Below are 15,775 nucleotides of genomic sequence, written 5' to 3' on the forward strand. Positions count from 1 at the left end.
CGTTAATAAAGCAGCCTTGCTATGTCCACGAGGTCCAACCACTGTATCTATTTCAAAATCACCGATGCGGTTACGTTGGTTAATCACAATTGGTCGTTGGTCAATTGAACGTCCTAATGATTGATTATATTTAGAACGTTGGTCAAGGTTACGCCGTTGGCGTAGACCATGTTCAGGTAGGTCACTCAAAGAAAATTCAAATTTCCCCTGATATAGCCAATTGTAAATAGATTTAGTAGCTAGTTTAAGTTCATGAGCAATCACTTCTGGTGACCAGCTTAGACGTAAATGGTTTAGAATGATTTGCTTTAATTTGGCATTCAATTTAGTTTTCCGACCACATCGTGCCCGCTTAGATTCAGCGTTCGCTTGCGCCAACTCAGCTTGATAAGGTTGACAGCGGGATAATTCATAAGAAATCGTAGACGGAGATCGTTTTAACCGCTCAGCCATTTGGATATTGGTCAGTCCTAGCTCACAAAAGGTTTCAATTTTAATTCGTTCAGAATAGGTTATACTAGACAAAAAATCAGCTCCTAAAAAATGGGTTTGTGGTAAACACCATTTTAAAGGAAGCTGATCTTTTTTGTCCGAACAGCGTTCGGATTAATTTTACAATCTACCTGGAGCAAACAATTTAATGAAAGAATTAACAGCGGATTTCTTTTCAGGACGGCCAACAGAACAAATTGCCAAGGATTTACTGGGTGTCACATTGACGCGAAAAATGGACGATGGTGTAGTTGGTGGTGTTATCGTCGAGACCGAGGCTTATTTGGGCGATCAAGATACAGCAGCGCATGCTTTCGGCCATCGAAAGAGCAAGGCCAACGCAGCCTTGTTTTCAGAGCCTGGTACGCTGTATTTTTATACAATGCGTGGGCTAATCCTTATGAATCTTATCTGTCAGCCGTCGGGCACACCACAAGGAGTTTTACTGCGGGCGCTCGAACCAACCGTTGGCACAAGATTGATGGAACAAAATCGTCATAGAACGGGCATTGATGTTGCCAACGGTCCTGCTAAGTTAACAGCGGCGATGGGGATAGACACGTTGCAGTACAATGACATGTTACTGAGTCAGTCTCCCTTTAGCTTGAGCATTAGTGGCCAGTATCAACCGCAGCAAATTGTGGGTGCTGCTCGGGTTGGTGTCAGTGAAGGGGAATGGCACGACCGGCAGCTTCGGTTTTATGTCGAGGGAAATCCTTTTGTCTCGGGGATGAAGAAGAAAGAAATGGATTGGGATAATCACGGTTGGATGAAAGACTAGTTGGTTGCGATAACGACATCTAAAATAATAAATACCTAAGTTTTACTTATGAAGGGTCGACATGTTGCTGTCAAAGTCGTAAATTGTTATGTTAGTTGATTAAATAAGGAAGTTGGAATTCTCTAAATGGCAACTTTAGTAAAGTTATTTAAAAAATATCAGTCGCAGATTGCCTATCTCTTTTTTGGTGGCGTTACAACAGTAGTAAACATAGTCGTTTTCGCAGTTGCCAATAGCTGGTGGCATTGGAATTATCAGGTGGCAAACATTTTAGCCTGGTTGCTGTCAGTTCTCGTTGCTTACATCACGAATAAGCTATGGGTTTTCTCGTCACATGCAAAGGGTTTTCGTGAAAATATGAGAGAAATAACTTCTTTTTTTAGTTTTCGAATATTAACACTGCTTTTTGAAGTAGTTATTCTGTTCGTAGGGATTACATTGCTACACGGCAATAATATTTTGGTGAAAATTATTGACCAAGTTATTGTGATTGTTTCAAACTATTTCTTTAGTAAGTGGTACATTTTTAAAACAAATGATTTTGACTAGTATAGCTTTTAAAGCATGTCCACGACGGACATGCTTTTTTTGTTTTGAAGAACAGTGTGGTTTAATTAGATAAGGGAAAATCGACTTAAGGTGTGAACAGGGGTTAACAATGAAACGTTTCTTTAAAATTTTTATGCGCCGATTTGGCAATGCAGAAGTTAGCAACTCAGCGGTAATCTTGGCGTGGTATTCACTATTGTCAATTTTTCCTGCTGTGATTGTAATTGGAAACTTATTGCCTATCTTTGGTATCAATGCGCGAACAGTTTTGGATTATTTACAGACTGCTGTCCCAGCAGATGTGTATAGAACTTTGGCACCAGCAATTTTATCTTTTCTCCAACGGGGAAGCGGCAGTTTGCTGTCAATTGGGGCGGTTGTTGCTTTGTGGTCTACGAGTCAAGTGGTGGCCGCTTTTCAGCGAACGGTCAATCAGGCCTATGGGGTTGGTGAAAATCAAAATGCAATTGCTAACAGATTGTTTTCCTTTATGTGGATGATTCTAGTTATCGTAATTATGGCGATAATTATTCTGTTCTTCACTCTAGGGCAGGTTGTTGTTAAGCAGTTAACACCGTTACTACATTTAAGTCACAATATTACGAGTGTAGTTAGTTCATTGAAATGGCCAGTTACGTTAAGCCTACTTTTTGTTTTATTGTTGCTTCTGTACTACTTTTTGCCAAACGCAAGATTAAAATGGCGATACGTTTGGGTCGGTGCACTACTTTCGACAGTTGCCTGGTTGTCTTTATCACAGTTATTCTCGTTGTATGTGGACTACTTTGCAAAGTCAGTCACTACGTATAAGACAGTGGGTTCTGTTATTGTCATTATGATGTGGTTAGACTTTTCGGGCATCGTTATATTAACAGGATCAGTCCTAAATGCTTCAATTCAAGAGTTCTTTAGTGGCAAGATTATTGAAAGCCGTCAGTCGCTGCACTGGATAACTAAAATTTGGCGTAAAAACAACAAGCGTTCCGATGATGAGTAATCAACGGAACGCTTGTTGATTTTAATTTACAGTTTTAAAAATATACCAACGTGAAAATGCGTAGTTTGCAATATTCGTTATACATTGATCGACAAGCTTAACTAATACGTCATTACCTTTTAGCAAACTAATACCGATGAAAAGAATGATAATGTCCATCAAAAGTGTGACAACTCGAAAGAAATAAAATGACCACATTTCCTTCATAAGATCTTTGAGTGTTGAGGCATGGGTTGCGAACACCCATAGCTTGTTTGTACAAAATGCAAAGGTTGTTGCTAAGAACCAGCCAATTGCGTTAGCAACTTGATAGTTCATTGGCGTCCAGACATCTAAAATCGTAAAGACTGACAGGTTTATAAGGAAAGCGCATGTTCCCCAAACGACATATTCAATTATGGATTGGTGTTTTTGACACCACGTTTTTATGAACATGTGCGTATCCTTCCAATTCTTAAACGATGTTTTGTTTCAACTTGCAGAATGATTACTATATTATAACCAAATAGTTTGAGTAAGAAAAGCGGTGTGAACAATGTCGCACCATGTTCACACCACCATAAAACAAACGAATTCAGTTAATTAATTGGATTGTTTGTTGCCCCAATCCCAAAATTGTATGCACGAGTCATGAAGCGCGTTTTACCATCGCCTTCACCGAATCGAGAGAAAGTAATCTTGTGATTAGGAATATCAACCGTGATGAAGTCTTGTGCGCCTTCTTGCAGTGAATCAACAGGACGTTTGCCGTAGTGATTGGTTCGTGTATCAGGAAAGGCAGAATTAGTCTCTACATATAGTACATTGTTTTGTGTACTTTCATTGTCGCTATGCCAATGACCATTCATGACGGCTATTACACGACCCGCCGTGCCAGTAAAGCTTACATCAGTTGGTTTAACCGTGTAAAAGGCCGGATCTTCAGAAGGGTAAGAATTTGTTACATTAGGAACGGAAAGTGCAAAGTTTAAGGCCGTGTCTTGTTTACTGTCAAGATGTAATGGAACATCTTTGTAAGCGCCATCTGATTGCTTTTGCAGTGTTCCATTTTGAAATGCTTCAATAATGCTTCTTAGCAATGTTCCGTTATAGATACCCCATTGATTTCCATCGGAAGGGGCGAGATTTACTTCGTTCTCAAAGACGCCTGGAAGAGAGCTGTGCATATAAAACATGACGTGATAGTCACTCGGAACATGTTGTAGTTCTTGAACTATCCAATTAATTTGGGCAGCCGATACGCCACCATAGCTTTGTATATCAACGGCTAATTTGCCATCCTTTAATGCTCTAGTGTCGTCAAAATCATTGATGAAGAAAGAAACCAATTTTCTTGACTGATCGTAGTAAATGCGGCTGCCATGTTCCGTCTCAATACTTTGTCGTAAATTATCGAGCGCTGGTGTTGTATTTGGGTCGTTAACACCGTATTGATCACTAGGTTTTAGAATATGATTATATTCGTCTTGAGCTGTCAGCCCCTCATTTGTGTTGTTATATTTGTCATCGCTTTGATGGTTTAAGTCATGATTTCCGGGGACCATGAATACTTTGACTTTGTCTTTATCTTGCATAAACTTCGAAGCGAACTCATCCAGATCAGCAAATTGATTTGCTTTTGACGTGGCTGTGCCGTTAACAGCATCACCAAGACTGATCTTATAAGCGATACCAAGAGCATTTGCGAGTTTATTCTGATTATCAAGATTATCTAGAGATAATTGAGTTCTAGTATCCGGTTCACCATTTTGAAAGTTCTCCCATGATCGAGAATTTGTTTGAAAATGAACATCTGTGATTAAACTAATGATGAACGAAGTCGGTGTTTTGTCTTTCTGGACTTGTTGAATGAATTCATCGAAGTAGGGTGACATGTCGCGGATAGCAAGACCATCTTGACCGAAATTAAAATCATATCCGTTAATATGTGCAGGACCGGATGGTTGAATCACACCACTGTTCGGATCGGAGTAATACCAATTATACAAATTACCGTTTAATTGATACCAGCCATGCCACATTTGACCGGCCTCATTGAACCGGTATCGTTTATCGTCAATCGACTGGATTCCAGTCAGCATGACACCATTCGAATTGGTGTAGAAGACACCATTATTATAATTAATCCATCCATATCGGATTGCGCCATCATCAGGGCCGTAATAATAAGAACCGTTTACCTGGAACCAATTTTTCATCACGCCTGCGTTGGTCATATAATATCGATGGCCGTTGTAATCTATCCAACCCACCTGAGCGATACCATTATCATCGAAGAAATATGGTGAGTTATTAACCGTTTGCCAACCATGTAATAGGTGGCCATCATTATCAAAACCATAAAGAGAATTGTTAATGTTTTTGACATTATTTTTGACCATGTAGCCATTTTCATCAAAATAATAAGGTTGATTGTTTACTTAAGTCCAAGAAGACGTGTGCATGGCGCCTGAGTTGTCATCTAGATAAAATTGATGACCATTGGAATCGAATAACCCTTTTTGCATCACACCGCTACCATTGGCGAAGTACCAAGCGTTATTTGCTTCAAACCACCAAGTTTGCATAGCACCTGACTGATCAAAGTGATACCAGTTGTTATTATCAAATTGCCAGTCTGTCTTCATTGAGCCGTCTGAACCTAATAGATACCATTTGCTGTTGATGTTTTGCCAACCAGTTTGCATAACGCCACTACCGTTTGCAAAGTACCAACCATAGGGTGTATTAAACCAGCTGGTATCTAGAGCGCCACTGTCACTTAAATGATAGTAAGAATTACCGGCGGGTTCCCACCCAGTTTTCATTAAGCCGGAATCGCCGAGATCATACCACTTACCGTTGATGACTTGCCAGCCGGTTTGCATCACACCGCTACCGTTTGCAAAGTACCAACCATAGGGTGTATTGAACCAGCTGGTGTCCAAGGCACCACTATCGCTCAAATGATAATAAGAATTACCAGTAGGTTCCCACCCAGTTTTCATTAGGCCAGAATCATCAAAATGGTACCATTTACCATTTTTTGCTTGCCAGCCAGTTTGCATTTGACCACTATCATTTGCAAGATACCATCCAGATGGGGTTGAGAACCAGCCAGTGTCAAGTTGACCATTGTTTTCTAGGTGATACCAGTTATTGTTTTGAAGTTGCCAGCCGGTTGCCATAGCCCCTGATGCGCTAAGCAGGTACCAACTATTGCCGGGACGTTGCCAGCCAGTCTGCATTTGACCATTATTTTGCAAATAGAACCAGGCATTATTGTTTAACCAGCCAGTTTGCATTTTGCCATCGCTGTTAAAAAAGTACCAAGCATCATCGATGGAGTTCCAGCCAGTTGCTTTGTTACCACCAATTTGATAAGACCAAGCACCGTTGTTATTTTGCCAATAATTAGGGGCAGTCGCTACAGAAGCAGCAACTGTCGCTTGCATAGGAATGGTTGGTAAGATGTCATTGTTCACTAGCATGGAGTTAGCCTGTGAAGACACTTCCTGACTGTCGCTATTCTCGACCGCTGTTGTCTGAACAGTTTCAGAAAAATCAGAAGTAACTGAATTCGATTCGGACTTTCTGTTGACTGATGAAGAAACAAGTGACTTTTGATCAGTAGAAATAGACACAACATTAGGTTGCTGTGAATTAGCAAAGTTCTGTTCTACGCTGGCATCCTTATTACTGACGACGGAAGAAGAATCAGCATTTGTCTGCTGCTTAGGCGAAGAAGTCTCTGCTTTCTTTGCGGCAGAGGAAATTGATTCAGCCGACGGTACTGAATCTTGTGGAATTGTTTGACTAGCTAATTGTGCCGATGTGCTATTCTGTGAAGATTCCATTGAAGACACTGGCGCAGTAGAAGCTTCAGTTGACTTAGTAACATCACTTGAACTGGATGCACTTATTGACGTCTTTTCTTGTGACACAATTGTGTCTAATTGAGCCTGTTTGTTTGCATCACCTTCACCAGAAGGCGACGAAATAGTTTTACTTATATTCAAGGAAGATGAGTTATTAGTTACAGTCGCATCATCAGCTGATGCAACAGCCCCCATAGAAATTGTTAGCGCTAATGCTGTTGAGGCAACTAACCAAAGTTTGCCTGACTTATACATTTTATATCGATTCAAAATATTTAACCCCTTTGCTTGTTCATATCGTCTCTAAGTATAATAGGAAAGACCTTCAAATGAATTTAACACTATGTTTCATATTGAGAACAAAATTACAAGTGTTGCCTTTTTTGCAATGTGCTGTCACAAACCTGTAAAACAAACGTTAAGCCAAGTCATAAAGGCTTTAAAACGCTGATGTTTAAACGTTGACAGCTGTTTTGCCTATTATGGAACAATTTTGAAATGTTTAAAAAATGTTGTATTCTGCTTACAACATTCTTAATGAATTACGGGGATAAAATTTTTGAAGATAAAGAGAGAGACTAATAGCAATCGCCTGAAAAACATTGCGACAATGAGCTTGGTGACCGTTTCAACGTTGCTTACATTATCTGTTATGAATAGGCAAATTACAACTTTAATTCGAACACCGATTGAAAAACTCAATGGCAGTATGATGATCAAGCGTTTTTAATGGTCGATGATTAATTAGGTCTAAGGATAGCTCAAAGTAATTCTCCTCACAATGTTAGTATTCGACCACTACCATTGTAAGCAATCACTTTGAGTTTTTTGTTCGAATTAATTATAGAATTTGCCATACCAAATAGGACTAGTGGTGTTTTTGAAATCAAGTTTGGAAAATTAAGGAATCAATAGTTTTCCTTAAATGTCGAAAAGACTTTGTAAAAAGTGTATCATAGACTGACACATATCGAATTCTGGAAAGAAAGTGTTAGGAAAATTATGTCATGCATTAAATCACAAGTCGAAAAAAGAAGAACATTTGCCATTATTTCCCACCCTGACGCTGGGAAAACGACGATTACCGAACAATTGTTATTATTTGGTGGCGTAGTCCGTGAGGCTGGAACTGTGAAAGGCAGAAAGAGCGGGAAGTTTGCTACTTCAGATTGGATGGAAATCGAAAAGAAGCGCGGCATTTCGGTGACTAGTTCTGTCATGCAGTTTGATTACGATGGGAAACGTATTAACATTCTTGACACGCCAGGACATGAAGACTTTTCTGAGGACACGTATCGAACGCTAATGGCAGTGGATTCGGCGGTAATGGTAATTGACTCAGCAAAGGGAATTGAACCGCAAACGAAGAAGCTGTTTCAGATTTGTAAGATGCGTGGAATTCCCATATTTACGTTTATTAATAAACTAGATCGGGATGGACGAGAACCGTTGGATTTACTTGGTGAAATTGAGGACGTTTTAGGAATTGAAACATATCCAATGAACTGGCCCATTGGGATGGGAAAAGGTCTAAAAGGTCTTTTCGATATTTACAATAATCGTGTTGAACTATTTCGTAAGGGTGAAGGGTCACGTTATTTGAAGCTAAATGATTCAAATGATATCGACCCTGAGGAACCATTACACAGTGATTCAATTTGGCAAGACACACGTGATGAAGTTGAACTTATTCAATCTGCTGGGAACGAACTTAGTGAAGGAAAAGTGGCATCTGGGGAATTAACACCCGTGTTTTTCGGTTCTGCTTTAGTCAATTTTGGCGTGGAAACGTTTCTAAAGGCATATTTAGAATTTGCACCTGGTCCCACAGCTCATAAAACTAGGGAGGGTCAACTTGTCACTCCGTTAGATGAACAATTTTCGGGTTTCGTTTTTAAAATTCAGGCAAATATGAATCCGAATCATCGAGATCGGATTGCTTTTGTACGCATCTGTTCTGGTGAGTTTGATCGTGGAATGGACGTCACATTGGAACGTAATCAGAAGGTTCTTAGACTAAACAATTCAACTCAGTTTATGGCCGAGGAACGTGAAAATGTTGACCGAGCAGTGGCCGGTGACATTATAGGATTGTATGACACTGGTAATTTTCAAATTGGTGATACTATTTATTCTGGAAATGACGATTTTCAATTTGAGGAGCTTCCTCAATTTACGCCTGAATTATTTGTTCGAGTTACTCCTAAAAATGTGATGAAACAAAAGTCATTCCATAAAGGGATCGAACAGTTAGTCCAAGAGGGTGCAATTCAATTATTTAGATCATATACTTCTAATGAGTATGTTCTAGGCGCAGTGGGACAACTTCAGTTTGAAGTATTTCAGTTCCGTATGGAAAACGAGTATCATTCCGATGTAATCATGGAAACTATGGGAAGTAAAATAGCGAGGTGGATTAATCCAGATCAGCTAGATGAAAATATGGCTTCATCGCGTAATCTTTTGGTTAAAGACAGAGATGGGCAGCCACTATTTTTGTTTGAAAATCAATTTGCTGAAAATTGGTTCACTCAAAAGTATCCAAATGTAAAACTAACGAGCAAACTGTGATAGCAAAAATGTTAGTAGACTTTTCTTAAGGACTCACGGTTCGAATAAAAATGATAACTTTCTTGAACACTTTCAAGAAGTTGTCATTTTTATTGTGCTTTTTACATTTTCTGCAATCTATCTATTCGGTCAGCAATTGGCGGATGTGTATCAAACAGATGTGCAAACCTCCGTTCATTTTTGAATGGATTCGTAATATATAATGCTGCGCTACTGGAATCTGCAGCCTGCATCGGCTCTCCACCAGATATTTTCTGTAACGCAGAAATGAGACCTTGAGGATTTCTAGTTAATTCAACGCTACCGGCATCTGCTAGGTACTCACGATTACGTGAAAGAGCCATCTGGGCAATAGAAGCGGCGAGGGGACCTAATATAACAAGCACGATAGAGACAATGAACATGATGATTTGTAAATAGCCACCGTCGTTATCATCATCATCGCGGTCTCGACGACTGCCACCCCACCAGAACGAATTCATGCCGATGTTGACCAATAAACTAATGGCTGCGGAAAGTGCCAAGGCGATGGTTTGTAACCGGATGTCATAGTTGCGAACATGAGTCATTTCATGGCCAATAACGCCTTCAAGTTCTTCTCGGTTTAGTATTTGCAAAATACCACTGGTTGCTGCAACAGCTGCATGTTGGGGGTCATTGCCAGTTGCGAAAGCGTTAGGGCTGGGATCATCGATAATGAATACCCGTGGCATTGGCACACGAGCTACTAACGCCATGTCTTCAACAATATGCCAGAGTTCAGGTGCTTGATCGGCACTGGTGATCTCGTGACCATGATTCATGCTCATAACGACATTTGTAGAATTACCAATCATGATAGCCGAATACACCACTGCGATGACTAGAGCCATTAATAATCCGGCAACGCTACTATTAAAGAACACATAACCGATTGCCGCTCCGATTGCGAGAACAAGTAGTACAAAGCCAATTAGCACGTAAACGGTTCGGCGTTTGTTTTGTCGAATTTGTTCGTAAAGCAACTTTGTGTGTCTCCTTACTTTTAGTTATCAAAGGATACTTTTGGAGCTGACTTTTCTTCTTCCGGAACCTGCAGGTAGTCAGCTGGTGTGAAGTGGTGAAGGTTAGCGACCATGTTACTTGGGAATGTTTGAAGTTTCATGTTCAAACTTGCAGCACTTGAGTTATATAGTTGGCGTGAGTAAGCAATTTTGTTTTCCGTATTGCTCAATTCCTCCATTAACTTACTGTATTCTTCGTTAGCCTTAAGATCGGGGTAAGCCTCAGAAACTGCCAAGATGCTTTTAAGGGTATCACTCAGCTGGTTAGAAACCTCCATAGCCTTTTGATGGTCATCAGAGGGAACACCCATTAATTGACTACGCAGACTGGTTACTTTTTCTAGCGTGGACTGTTCATAATGACCGTATCCTTTAACAGTTTCTACCAAATTAGGAATCAAATCGTTTCGACGTTTAAGTTGAACGTCAATCTGGCTCCAAGATTCCTGAGTGTAAGTTCGAGCACGAATAAGTCCATTATATAAACTGGCGTAGATAATACCGAGCACAACTAAAACGACAATGATGACAATGGCTGTAATCATAGTGAATCTCCTTTTCCATATTTAATTTGTTACCCGTATTCTACCAAACGTGGATGTGTTAGCGCTAATTCTTAAGCCTGCTTAATGATTAAACGCTGTTTTTGCCTTTATACGGGCATTCATGTATGATGTTAACATACAGAAACGGAGGAATTTTTATCATAACGATTCGTGAAGCACAAAAGGATGATGCTGGCCAGATAGCCCCCCTCATCAATATCATTTTCAAAGAAATGGAACTGGAAGAATTAGAAGACGTTCCTGACCCTGCCGTCCTGAAGGCCATTACCGCTGCGTATCAGAGTGAAGCATATCTATCTGGTGCCGCAACAACGGTGGTGGCCGAGGCCAATGGTCAAGTAGTAGGGGTAGCATTTGGTTATCCCGATGAAAATGAGCAAAAAGTGGACCAAGTACTGGAAGACGCAACGAGTTTTAGTGATGTCTTTGCGGATGATCCATTCGGTTCTGATTATGAAGCATTTAAGAACGAATGGTACTTGGACTCCATTGTAGTTGATCCCAAATACCAGGGGATGGGAATCGGCGGAAAGTTGCTTGAAGCCATTCCTGAAGAGGCTGTGGAAGACGACAAGTCAGTTGTTGGACTGAATGTTGACTTTGAAAATCCTGGTGCAAAAGCACTATATGACCGACATGGTTTTAAAACCGTCGGCATTAAGAAAATTGGGGATCATTGGTATTTCCACATGCAACGGGAAATACAACAGCAGATCTTTTCTGTAAATAGAGCATAAAACTAAATGATATTAGTGGCAGGTTACTCGAGTTGCATGAGTAGCCTGCTTTTTTGAATTCTAAGGGCTATGGTGTTGGTGCTATATATGAAGCAAAAGCTGCAATTTTAAAAACAAAATATCTTTTTTGTGTTTCCTAATTAGGAACTCTTTGATATAATTACTTGATTACTTTTTTATAAATAATATTGAGAGGAGAAAAAGTAATGAAAAGAATCCTAAGAAGACTAACGTTTGTTAGTCTCGTAGCTGCCTCATTAGGTCTAGGGCTAGCTATCTCTAATACCACTGCAAAGGCCGATAGTTGGTGGGGTTATTCAAGTGGATGGTATTTATGGGACGATGCAGGCCAGTCTTGGGACTACGGCTGGCAATATCAGAACGGTAGTTGGTATTATTTAGGTGATAATGGTGCTATGAGAACGGGCTGGCAATATATAGGCGGTTCTTGGTACTACTTTAACAATTCAGGCCAATTGTCTACAGGTTGGCAAGTTATTAATGGTTCCTGGTATTACTTTTACTCAGATGGGTCAATGGCAACTGGCTGGGCGGACATTAATGGCAGCTACTATCATTTTAGCGGTAGTGGTTCTATGCAGACTGGTTGGATTTACGATAATGGTTGGTTCTACATGCAAGGGTCAGGTGCTATTGCGACAGGCTGGTTCCAAGCTGGAAATTCTTGGTACTACGCTGATGCCGGTGGTTATATGCTGAGCGGTCAATGGTTAGGCGACTACTACTTGAATGAAAATGGCTCAATGGCCACAGGCTGGACGTACCTTGGTGATGGCAACTGGTCATACTTCAATGGGAGTGGTCGGGTTCAATACGGTTGGGTATATTCAAACGGTAATTGGTATTGGATTGACCAAGTTGGTTACATGGTAACAGGTTATGGTAATGAAGTAGATAACGGTAAATATGGTGACTTTACTGACAGTGGTGTGTTCACTGGATACGAGAACTATTAATTTTTAAAAACAAAACGACAAAAACGCTGCGATAATTTATCGCAGCGTTTTTCAAACGAATTAATTATAGATGTGTTACGCCATGTTTCTGACAGAAATTGGTCCCGTTAATTTAACGTACATAGAATTGATAAAGCCTAAACCTTGCAGTTGGAACCAAACAACTCCGGAAGGATCACTAACTTCACCATTGATAACCACGACACTTCGGTTTGCTATGGTTCCTGATGGCCGACCATATGGCTCAGCATAGTAGGAAACAGATTTACCATCAACAAAGTCGATGGTACCGCGAGCTGAAACAGGTTGAATATCCCAATTATGTTCCTTGGGTTCGTCATGATGAGAAGTTGGTCGAACAGGAGAGTTATTGAGTGTAAAAGCGTTTGGCTTATACATAACCCATTGATTAGTGCCCATGTTATACCAAAATTCACCATTATTCGTAGCAATTCGGGAGAATACGCGCCAAACTGAACCAACTGGCATTTCTAGTGCCTGTAATTCACCATCGGGACGGTCATAGGTAGGGACGTCTTCCTGAATTGTGGCGTACATTTGAACTTTTTCAACTTCTGCCCAGTCGGATTCTCGGAAGTACAAACGTGCTTCCTGCTGCTGGTTGGTGAAGACACCATCAAGGTTGCCGGTGTGATGAAGTAGGCGGTAGTTGGCAAATTCCGGTACCTTTACTTCATAATGATCACCAATGGCGCCACGTAGCACTTTTGGTTCTACTAATGTTTTACCGGAGTCAACGTCTGTGTAATAAACCCAAACTGGAACTCCTTCAACTAATTTTTCACTCATAATTGCAGACCCCACTGAATATTGATTAATACCTTCAGTATAGCGCACTCGTAGTTAAGGTTAAAAGAGGGAAGTAAGACTTAAATAGTCTTTTATAAAGATTAGCGTGACTTCAATATGTGTTTTTGACAGCGGTGTGTTTTTGAACCCACTTTTTTTATTAACACTAACTACTCTATTGTTGATTGTGTGGAGTGAAACATTGATTTTGAAATGTATTCGGTGGTGTAAACACTTAAGTGCAATTCTGTTAATTTGTAAGCAACACCTTGATTTTATTTTTGGATATTTATTGTGAGATACTTATGCGACATATCTTCTTAGCAAAAGGGATCGCTAAGCGTTCGTTGATTTTTCGATAGTTGTTGCCCGTTTTGTTTATTGATATTAAATCTCAGCTATTCTTTATGTGTTTCTATATTAAAGACGTGATTGCTGAAAGCTTCCACTCACCATATCATCTGGTAGCACATCAAATGCAATTTTAAATAAAAATGGTTTGTTCTTGGAAGGATTCCGAGAACAAACCATTATTTAATTTTTAACTATTGTTTAGTTGCAACACCAGATCCGGCTATTGACCATCCATCAATAACGCCACTCGTTGCCATTGAACCATCGGCATTTAGATAGTACCACTGACCATTGATTTGTTGCCAACCCGTTTGCATCCATCCGTTTTGGTTTAGGTAATACCATTTACCATTTATGCTTTGCCAACCTTTTTGCATAAATCCATTTTGATCAAAGTAAAACCAACCATTGTCGATTGCTTGCCATCCCGTTTGCATTCGACCATTTTGGTTAAGGTAGAACCAATTATTATTAATTAGCTGCCAGCCTTTTTGCATAAAGCCGTTATTATCAAAATAGAACCAGCCGTTGTCGATTGCCTGCCAACCTGTCTGCATAATTCCATCTGTGGCCATGTAGAACCAGTTGTTATTTATTAATTGCCAACCAACTAGTAAATGGCCATCCTGGTTAAAGTAATAATAATGACCGTCGATAACTTGCCAACCGGTTTGCATTGCTCCGTGAACATCAGTGTAATATATATAGCCATTATTTTGGATTTCCCCTTTGCTTAACTGACCTTTATCGTCATAGAAGTACCATTTACCTTCGTTCAGCATCCAGCCGTTTGAAACGGTCGAATTTTTAATGATTTGATTGGTCATATTGAAGTAGGCATCGGTCAAATTTGTGCCGCAGTTGAGGACTGTTGTTGCACCAGAGTCGCGAGTATTAATACCAATGATTTGTTCAGCGTTGTTATACACCGGAGATCCACTATCGCCGTTTGTCATGTCAATATCGTAGTAGATATTATTGCCCTGAATTGCTGCAATATTACCAGAAGCGTAGTACTGTTTCATTGGAAAATTTTGTTGTCCTAATGCGTCATGAGGATAGCCAGAAATTGTAGCGGCTTCACCGACAGTTGCACTATTATGGGACATACCCATAAAACCGGTTTGATTACCGACTGTACTGTGGAGTTTTATGACACCAATATCCAGTGTAGGATCACCGTTAGTGTTACCTGTATTAACCGAGTTAATATAATCTTGTGAGACATAGTATGTGCTAGTGCTTGATGAACTGAACGGCATAATTTGACCGTTATTTGCAGGAATGACGGTAATTGAGTCTGGCATTTTGCCTTTTATAGGACCGTCGCTACCATAAACACAGTGCCCCGCAGTCAGAACGGTATCAGGAGAAACCATGACACCCGTTCCTTGATAGTAGTTTGTCCCACCATAATCCATTCTCAAGAGGACAATTTTTCTGTATGGTGATACTGTTGTGTCAGAGACAACTTTACGATCATCATTACCGATAACAGCATTCAAACCTGAGTTTGGTATTTCACTTATTGGTGGGAAATTATTAGTTTGCGGATTCTGCATTCCGGAACCATTTGATCCCTGTGTCGATTGCAGCGGGGCAGAAGAATCACCCGGATAACGTTGATTGCTATCGCTAACTGTAAACTTGTTGTTATCATGTCCAACAACGGTCATGGCATGTGCAGAAGAGACGCCTCCAACGCTGACACTTAGCAGCACAGCTAACCCGAGTATTGTTTTCTTTATATACATAACTACCACCTCTAATAGATTGTTATGAACAACTCAACAATAATCTTTTAGAAGATTTTGCGCAATCTTATCATTAAAGTGATTCTAGAGAATAGTATAAGCAGAATCAAAAACATAAAAAAGACAGTCGATAAAAGTCGGCTGTCCATAAATAATTAGTGTGTTCGATTTACTTCGCTTGCTTGTTTGGTAAATTGCAAATTTAATCCGAATTTTTTGACAAATTAGTCAGCATCACTTGGTAAGGTGTTTGCCAGTTAAGTACTTTAAGGGGGCGTTGGTTAATT

14 protein-coding genes and 1 pseudogene are annotated in these 15,775 nt (G+C 40.1%); 6 read left to right on the forward strand and 9 right to left on the reverse strand.

Annotated features, from left to right (window positions below):
• A partial coding sequence (locus tag GB992_RS02775) for an IS30 family transposase (RefSeq protein ID WP_161001110.1) occupies positions 1-525 on the reverse strand: 525 nt, incomplete at its 3' end.
• 115 nt (positions 526-640) lie between these two features.
• On the opposite strand from GB992_RS02775, the gene GB992_RS02780 reads away from it, so the two are divergent.
• The 3 genes from GB992_RS02780 to GB992_RS02790 all read left to right on the forward strand — a co-directional run bounded on the left by GB992_RS02780 (position 641) and on the right by GB992_RS02790 (position 2,819).
• Positions 641-1,273, forward strand: a complete 633-nt coding sequence (locus GB992_RS02780; RefSeq protein ID WP_161001111.1) for a DNA-3-methyladenine glycosylase — start codon at positions 641-643, stop codon at positions 1,271-1,273.
• A 126-nt stretch (positions 1,274-1,399) separates the two neighbouring features.
• Entirely contained in the window at positions 1,400-1,822 is a 423-nt protein-coding gene (locus tag GB992_RS02785; RefSeq protein WP_161001112.1) for a GtrA family protein, read from the forward strand.
• A 109-nt stretch (positions 1,823-1,931) separates the two neighbouring features.
• Positions 1,932-2,819 (forward strand): YihY/virulence factor BrkB family protein, encoded by an 888-nt coding sequence (locus GB992_RS02790; protein ID WP_161001113.1) that lies wholly within the window; start codon positions 1,932-1,934, stop codon positions 2,817-2,819.
• 21 nt (positions 2,820-2,840) lie between these two features.
• Here GB992_RS02790 and GB992_RS02795 read toward each other — a convergent pair whose 3' ends face one another.
• The 4 genes and pseudogenes from GB992_RS02795 to GB992_RS02805 form a co-directional block, all read right to left on the reverse strand.
• A complete protein-coding gene (locus GB992_RS02795; protein WP_161001114.1) occupies positions 2,841-3,254 on the reverse strand; it encodes a GtrA family protein in 414 nt (137 codons plus the stop codon).
• 143 nt (positions 3,255-3,397) lie between these two features.
• The gene (locus GB992_RS02800) at positions 3,398-5,035 is read right to left on the reverse strand and encodes a metallophosphoesterase (protein ID WP_347877366.1); all 1,638 of its coding nucleotides are present in this window, start codon (positions 5,033-5,035) and stop codon (positions 3,398-3,400) included.
• A gap of 9 nt (positions 5,036-5,044) precedes the next feature.
• Positions 5,045-5,227, reverse strand: a pseudogene (locus tag GB992_RS11900) (peptidoglycan amidohydrolase family protein); the annotation flags it as partial.
• Between the two features lie 12 nt (positions 5,228-5,239).
• On the reverse strand, positions 5,240-6,946 hold the full coding sequence (locus GB992_RS02805) for a KxYKxGKxW signal peptide domain-containing protein (RefSeq protein WP_161001116.1): 1,707 nt from the start codon (positions 6,944-6,946) through the stop codon (positions 5,240-5,242).
• A 732-nt stretch (positions 6,947-7,678) separates the two neighbouring features.
• On the opposite strand from GB992_RS02805, the gene GB992_RS02810 reads away from it, so the two are divergent.
• Positions 7,679-9,247, forward strand: a complete 1,569-nt coding sequence (locus GB992_RS02810) for a peptide chain release factor 3 (protein WP_161001123.1) — start codon at positions 7,679-7,681, stop codon at positions 9,245-9,247.
• A 101-nt stretch (positions 9,248-9,348) separates the two neighbouring features.
• On the opposite strand, the gene htpX is transcribed toward GB992_RS02810, so the two are convergent.
• Both htpX and GB992_RS02820 read right to left on the reverse strand, forming a co-directional pair.
• A complete protein-coding gene (htpX, locus tag GB992_RS02815) occupies positions 9,349-10,251 on the reverse strand; it encodes a zinc metalloprotease HtpX (protein WP_161001117.1) in 903 nt (300 codons plus the stop codon).
• Between the two features lie 20 nt (positions 10,252-10,271).
• Complete coding sequence (locus GB992_RS02820; RefSeq protein WP_161001124.1) at positions 10,272-10,832, reverse strand: LemA family protein; 561 nt, start codon at positions 10,830-10,832, stop codon at positions 10,272-10,274.
• Between the two features lie 161 nt (positions 10,833-10,993).
• On the opposite strand from GB992_RS02820, the gene GB992_RS02825 reads away from it, so the two are divergent.
• Together GB992_RS02825 and GB992_RS11985 are read left to right on the forward strand one after the other, a co-directional pair.
• A complete protein-coding gene (locus GB992_RS02825) occupies positions 10,994-11,593 on the forward strand; it encodes a GNAT family N-acetyltransferase (protein ID WP_161001125.1) in 600 nt (199 codons plus the stop codon).
• A gap of 206 nt (positions 11,594-11,799) precedes the next feature.
• Positions 11,800-12,570, forward strand: coding sequence for an N-acetylmuramoyl-L-alanine amidase family protein (locus tag GB992_RS11985; RefSeq protein WP_161001118.1), 771 nt, complete (start codon positions 11,800-11,802; stop codon positions 12,568-12,570).
• A gap of 75 nt (positions 12,571-12,645) precedes the next feature.
• Here GB992_RS11985 and GB992_RS02835 read toward each other — a convergent pair whose 3' ends face one another.
• On the reverse strand, positions 12,646-13,380 hold the full coding sequence (locus GB992_RS02835) for a MucBP domain-containing protein (RefSeq protein ID WP_161001119.1): 735 nt from the start codon (positions 13,378-13,380) through the stop codon (positions 12,646-12,648).
• A 545-nt stretch (positions 13,381-13,925) separates the two neighbouring features.
• Positions 13,926-15,488 (reverse strand): trypsin-like serine protease, encoded by a 1,563-nt coding sequence (locus GB992_RS02840; protein WP_161001120.1) that lies wholly within the window; start codon positions 15,486-15,488, stop codon positions 13,926-13,928.
• Positions 15,489-15,775: the final 287 nt, after the last annotated feature.

The sequence above is a fragment of the Furfurilactobacillus milii genome, assembly GCF_009863985.1.
In the GTDB taxonomy this organism is placed as follows: Bacteria; Bacillota; Bacilli; order Lactobacillales; family Lactobacillaceae; genus Furfurilactobacillus; species Furfurilactobacillus milii_A.

Bases quoted from the DNA above. Each gene is read 5' to 3' on its own strand.
- GB992_RS02780 (WP_161001111.1), top strand. From the start codon at position 641: ATGAAAGAATTAACAGCGGATTTCTTTTCAGGACGGCCAACAGAACAA.
- GB992_RS02785 (WP_161001112.1), top strand. From the start codon at position 1,400: ATGGCAACTTTAGTAAAGTTATTTAAAAAATATCAGTCGCAGATTGCC.
- GB992_RS02790 (WP_161001113.1), top strand. From the start codon at position 1,932: ATGAAACGTTTCTTTAAAATTTTTATGCGCCGATTTGGCAATGCAGAA.
- GB992_RS02795 (WP_161001114.1), bottom strand. From the start codon at position 3,254: ATGTTCATAAAAACGTGGTGTCAAAAACACCAATCCATAATTGAATAT.
- GB992_RS02800 (WP_347877366.1), bottom strand. From the start codon at position 5,035: ATGACCAACGCAGGCGTGATGAAAAATTGGTTCCAGGTAAACGGTTCT.
- GB992_RS02810 (WP_161001123.1), top strand. From the start codon at position 7,679: ATGTCATGCATTAAATCACAAGTCGAAAAAAGAAGAACATTTGCCATT.
- GB992_RS11985 (WP_161001118.1), top strand. From the start codon at position 11,800: ATGAAAAGAATCCTAAGAAGACTAACGTTTGTTAGTCTCGTAGCTGCC.
- GB992_RS02835 (WP_161001119.1), bottom strand. From the start codon at position 13,380: ATGAGTGAAAAATTAGTTGAAGGAGTTCCAGTTTGGGTTTATTACACA.
- GB992_RS02840 (WP_161001120.1), bottom strand. From the start codon at position 15,488: ATGTATATAAAGAAAACAATACTCGGGTTAGCTGTGCTGCTAAGTGTC.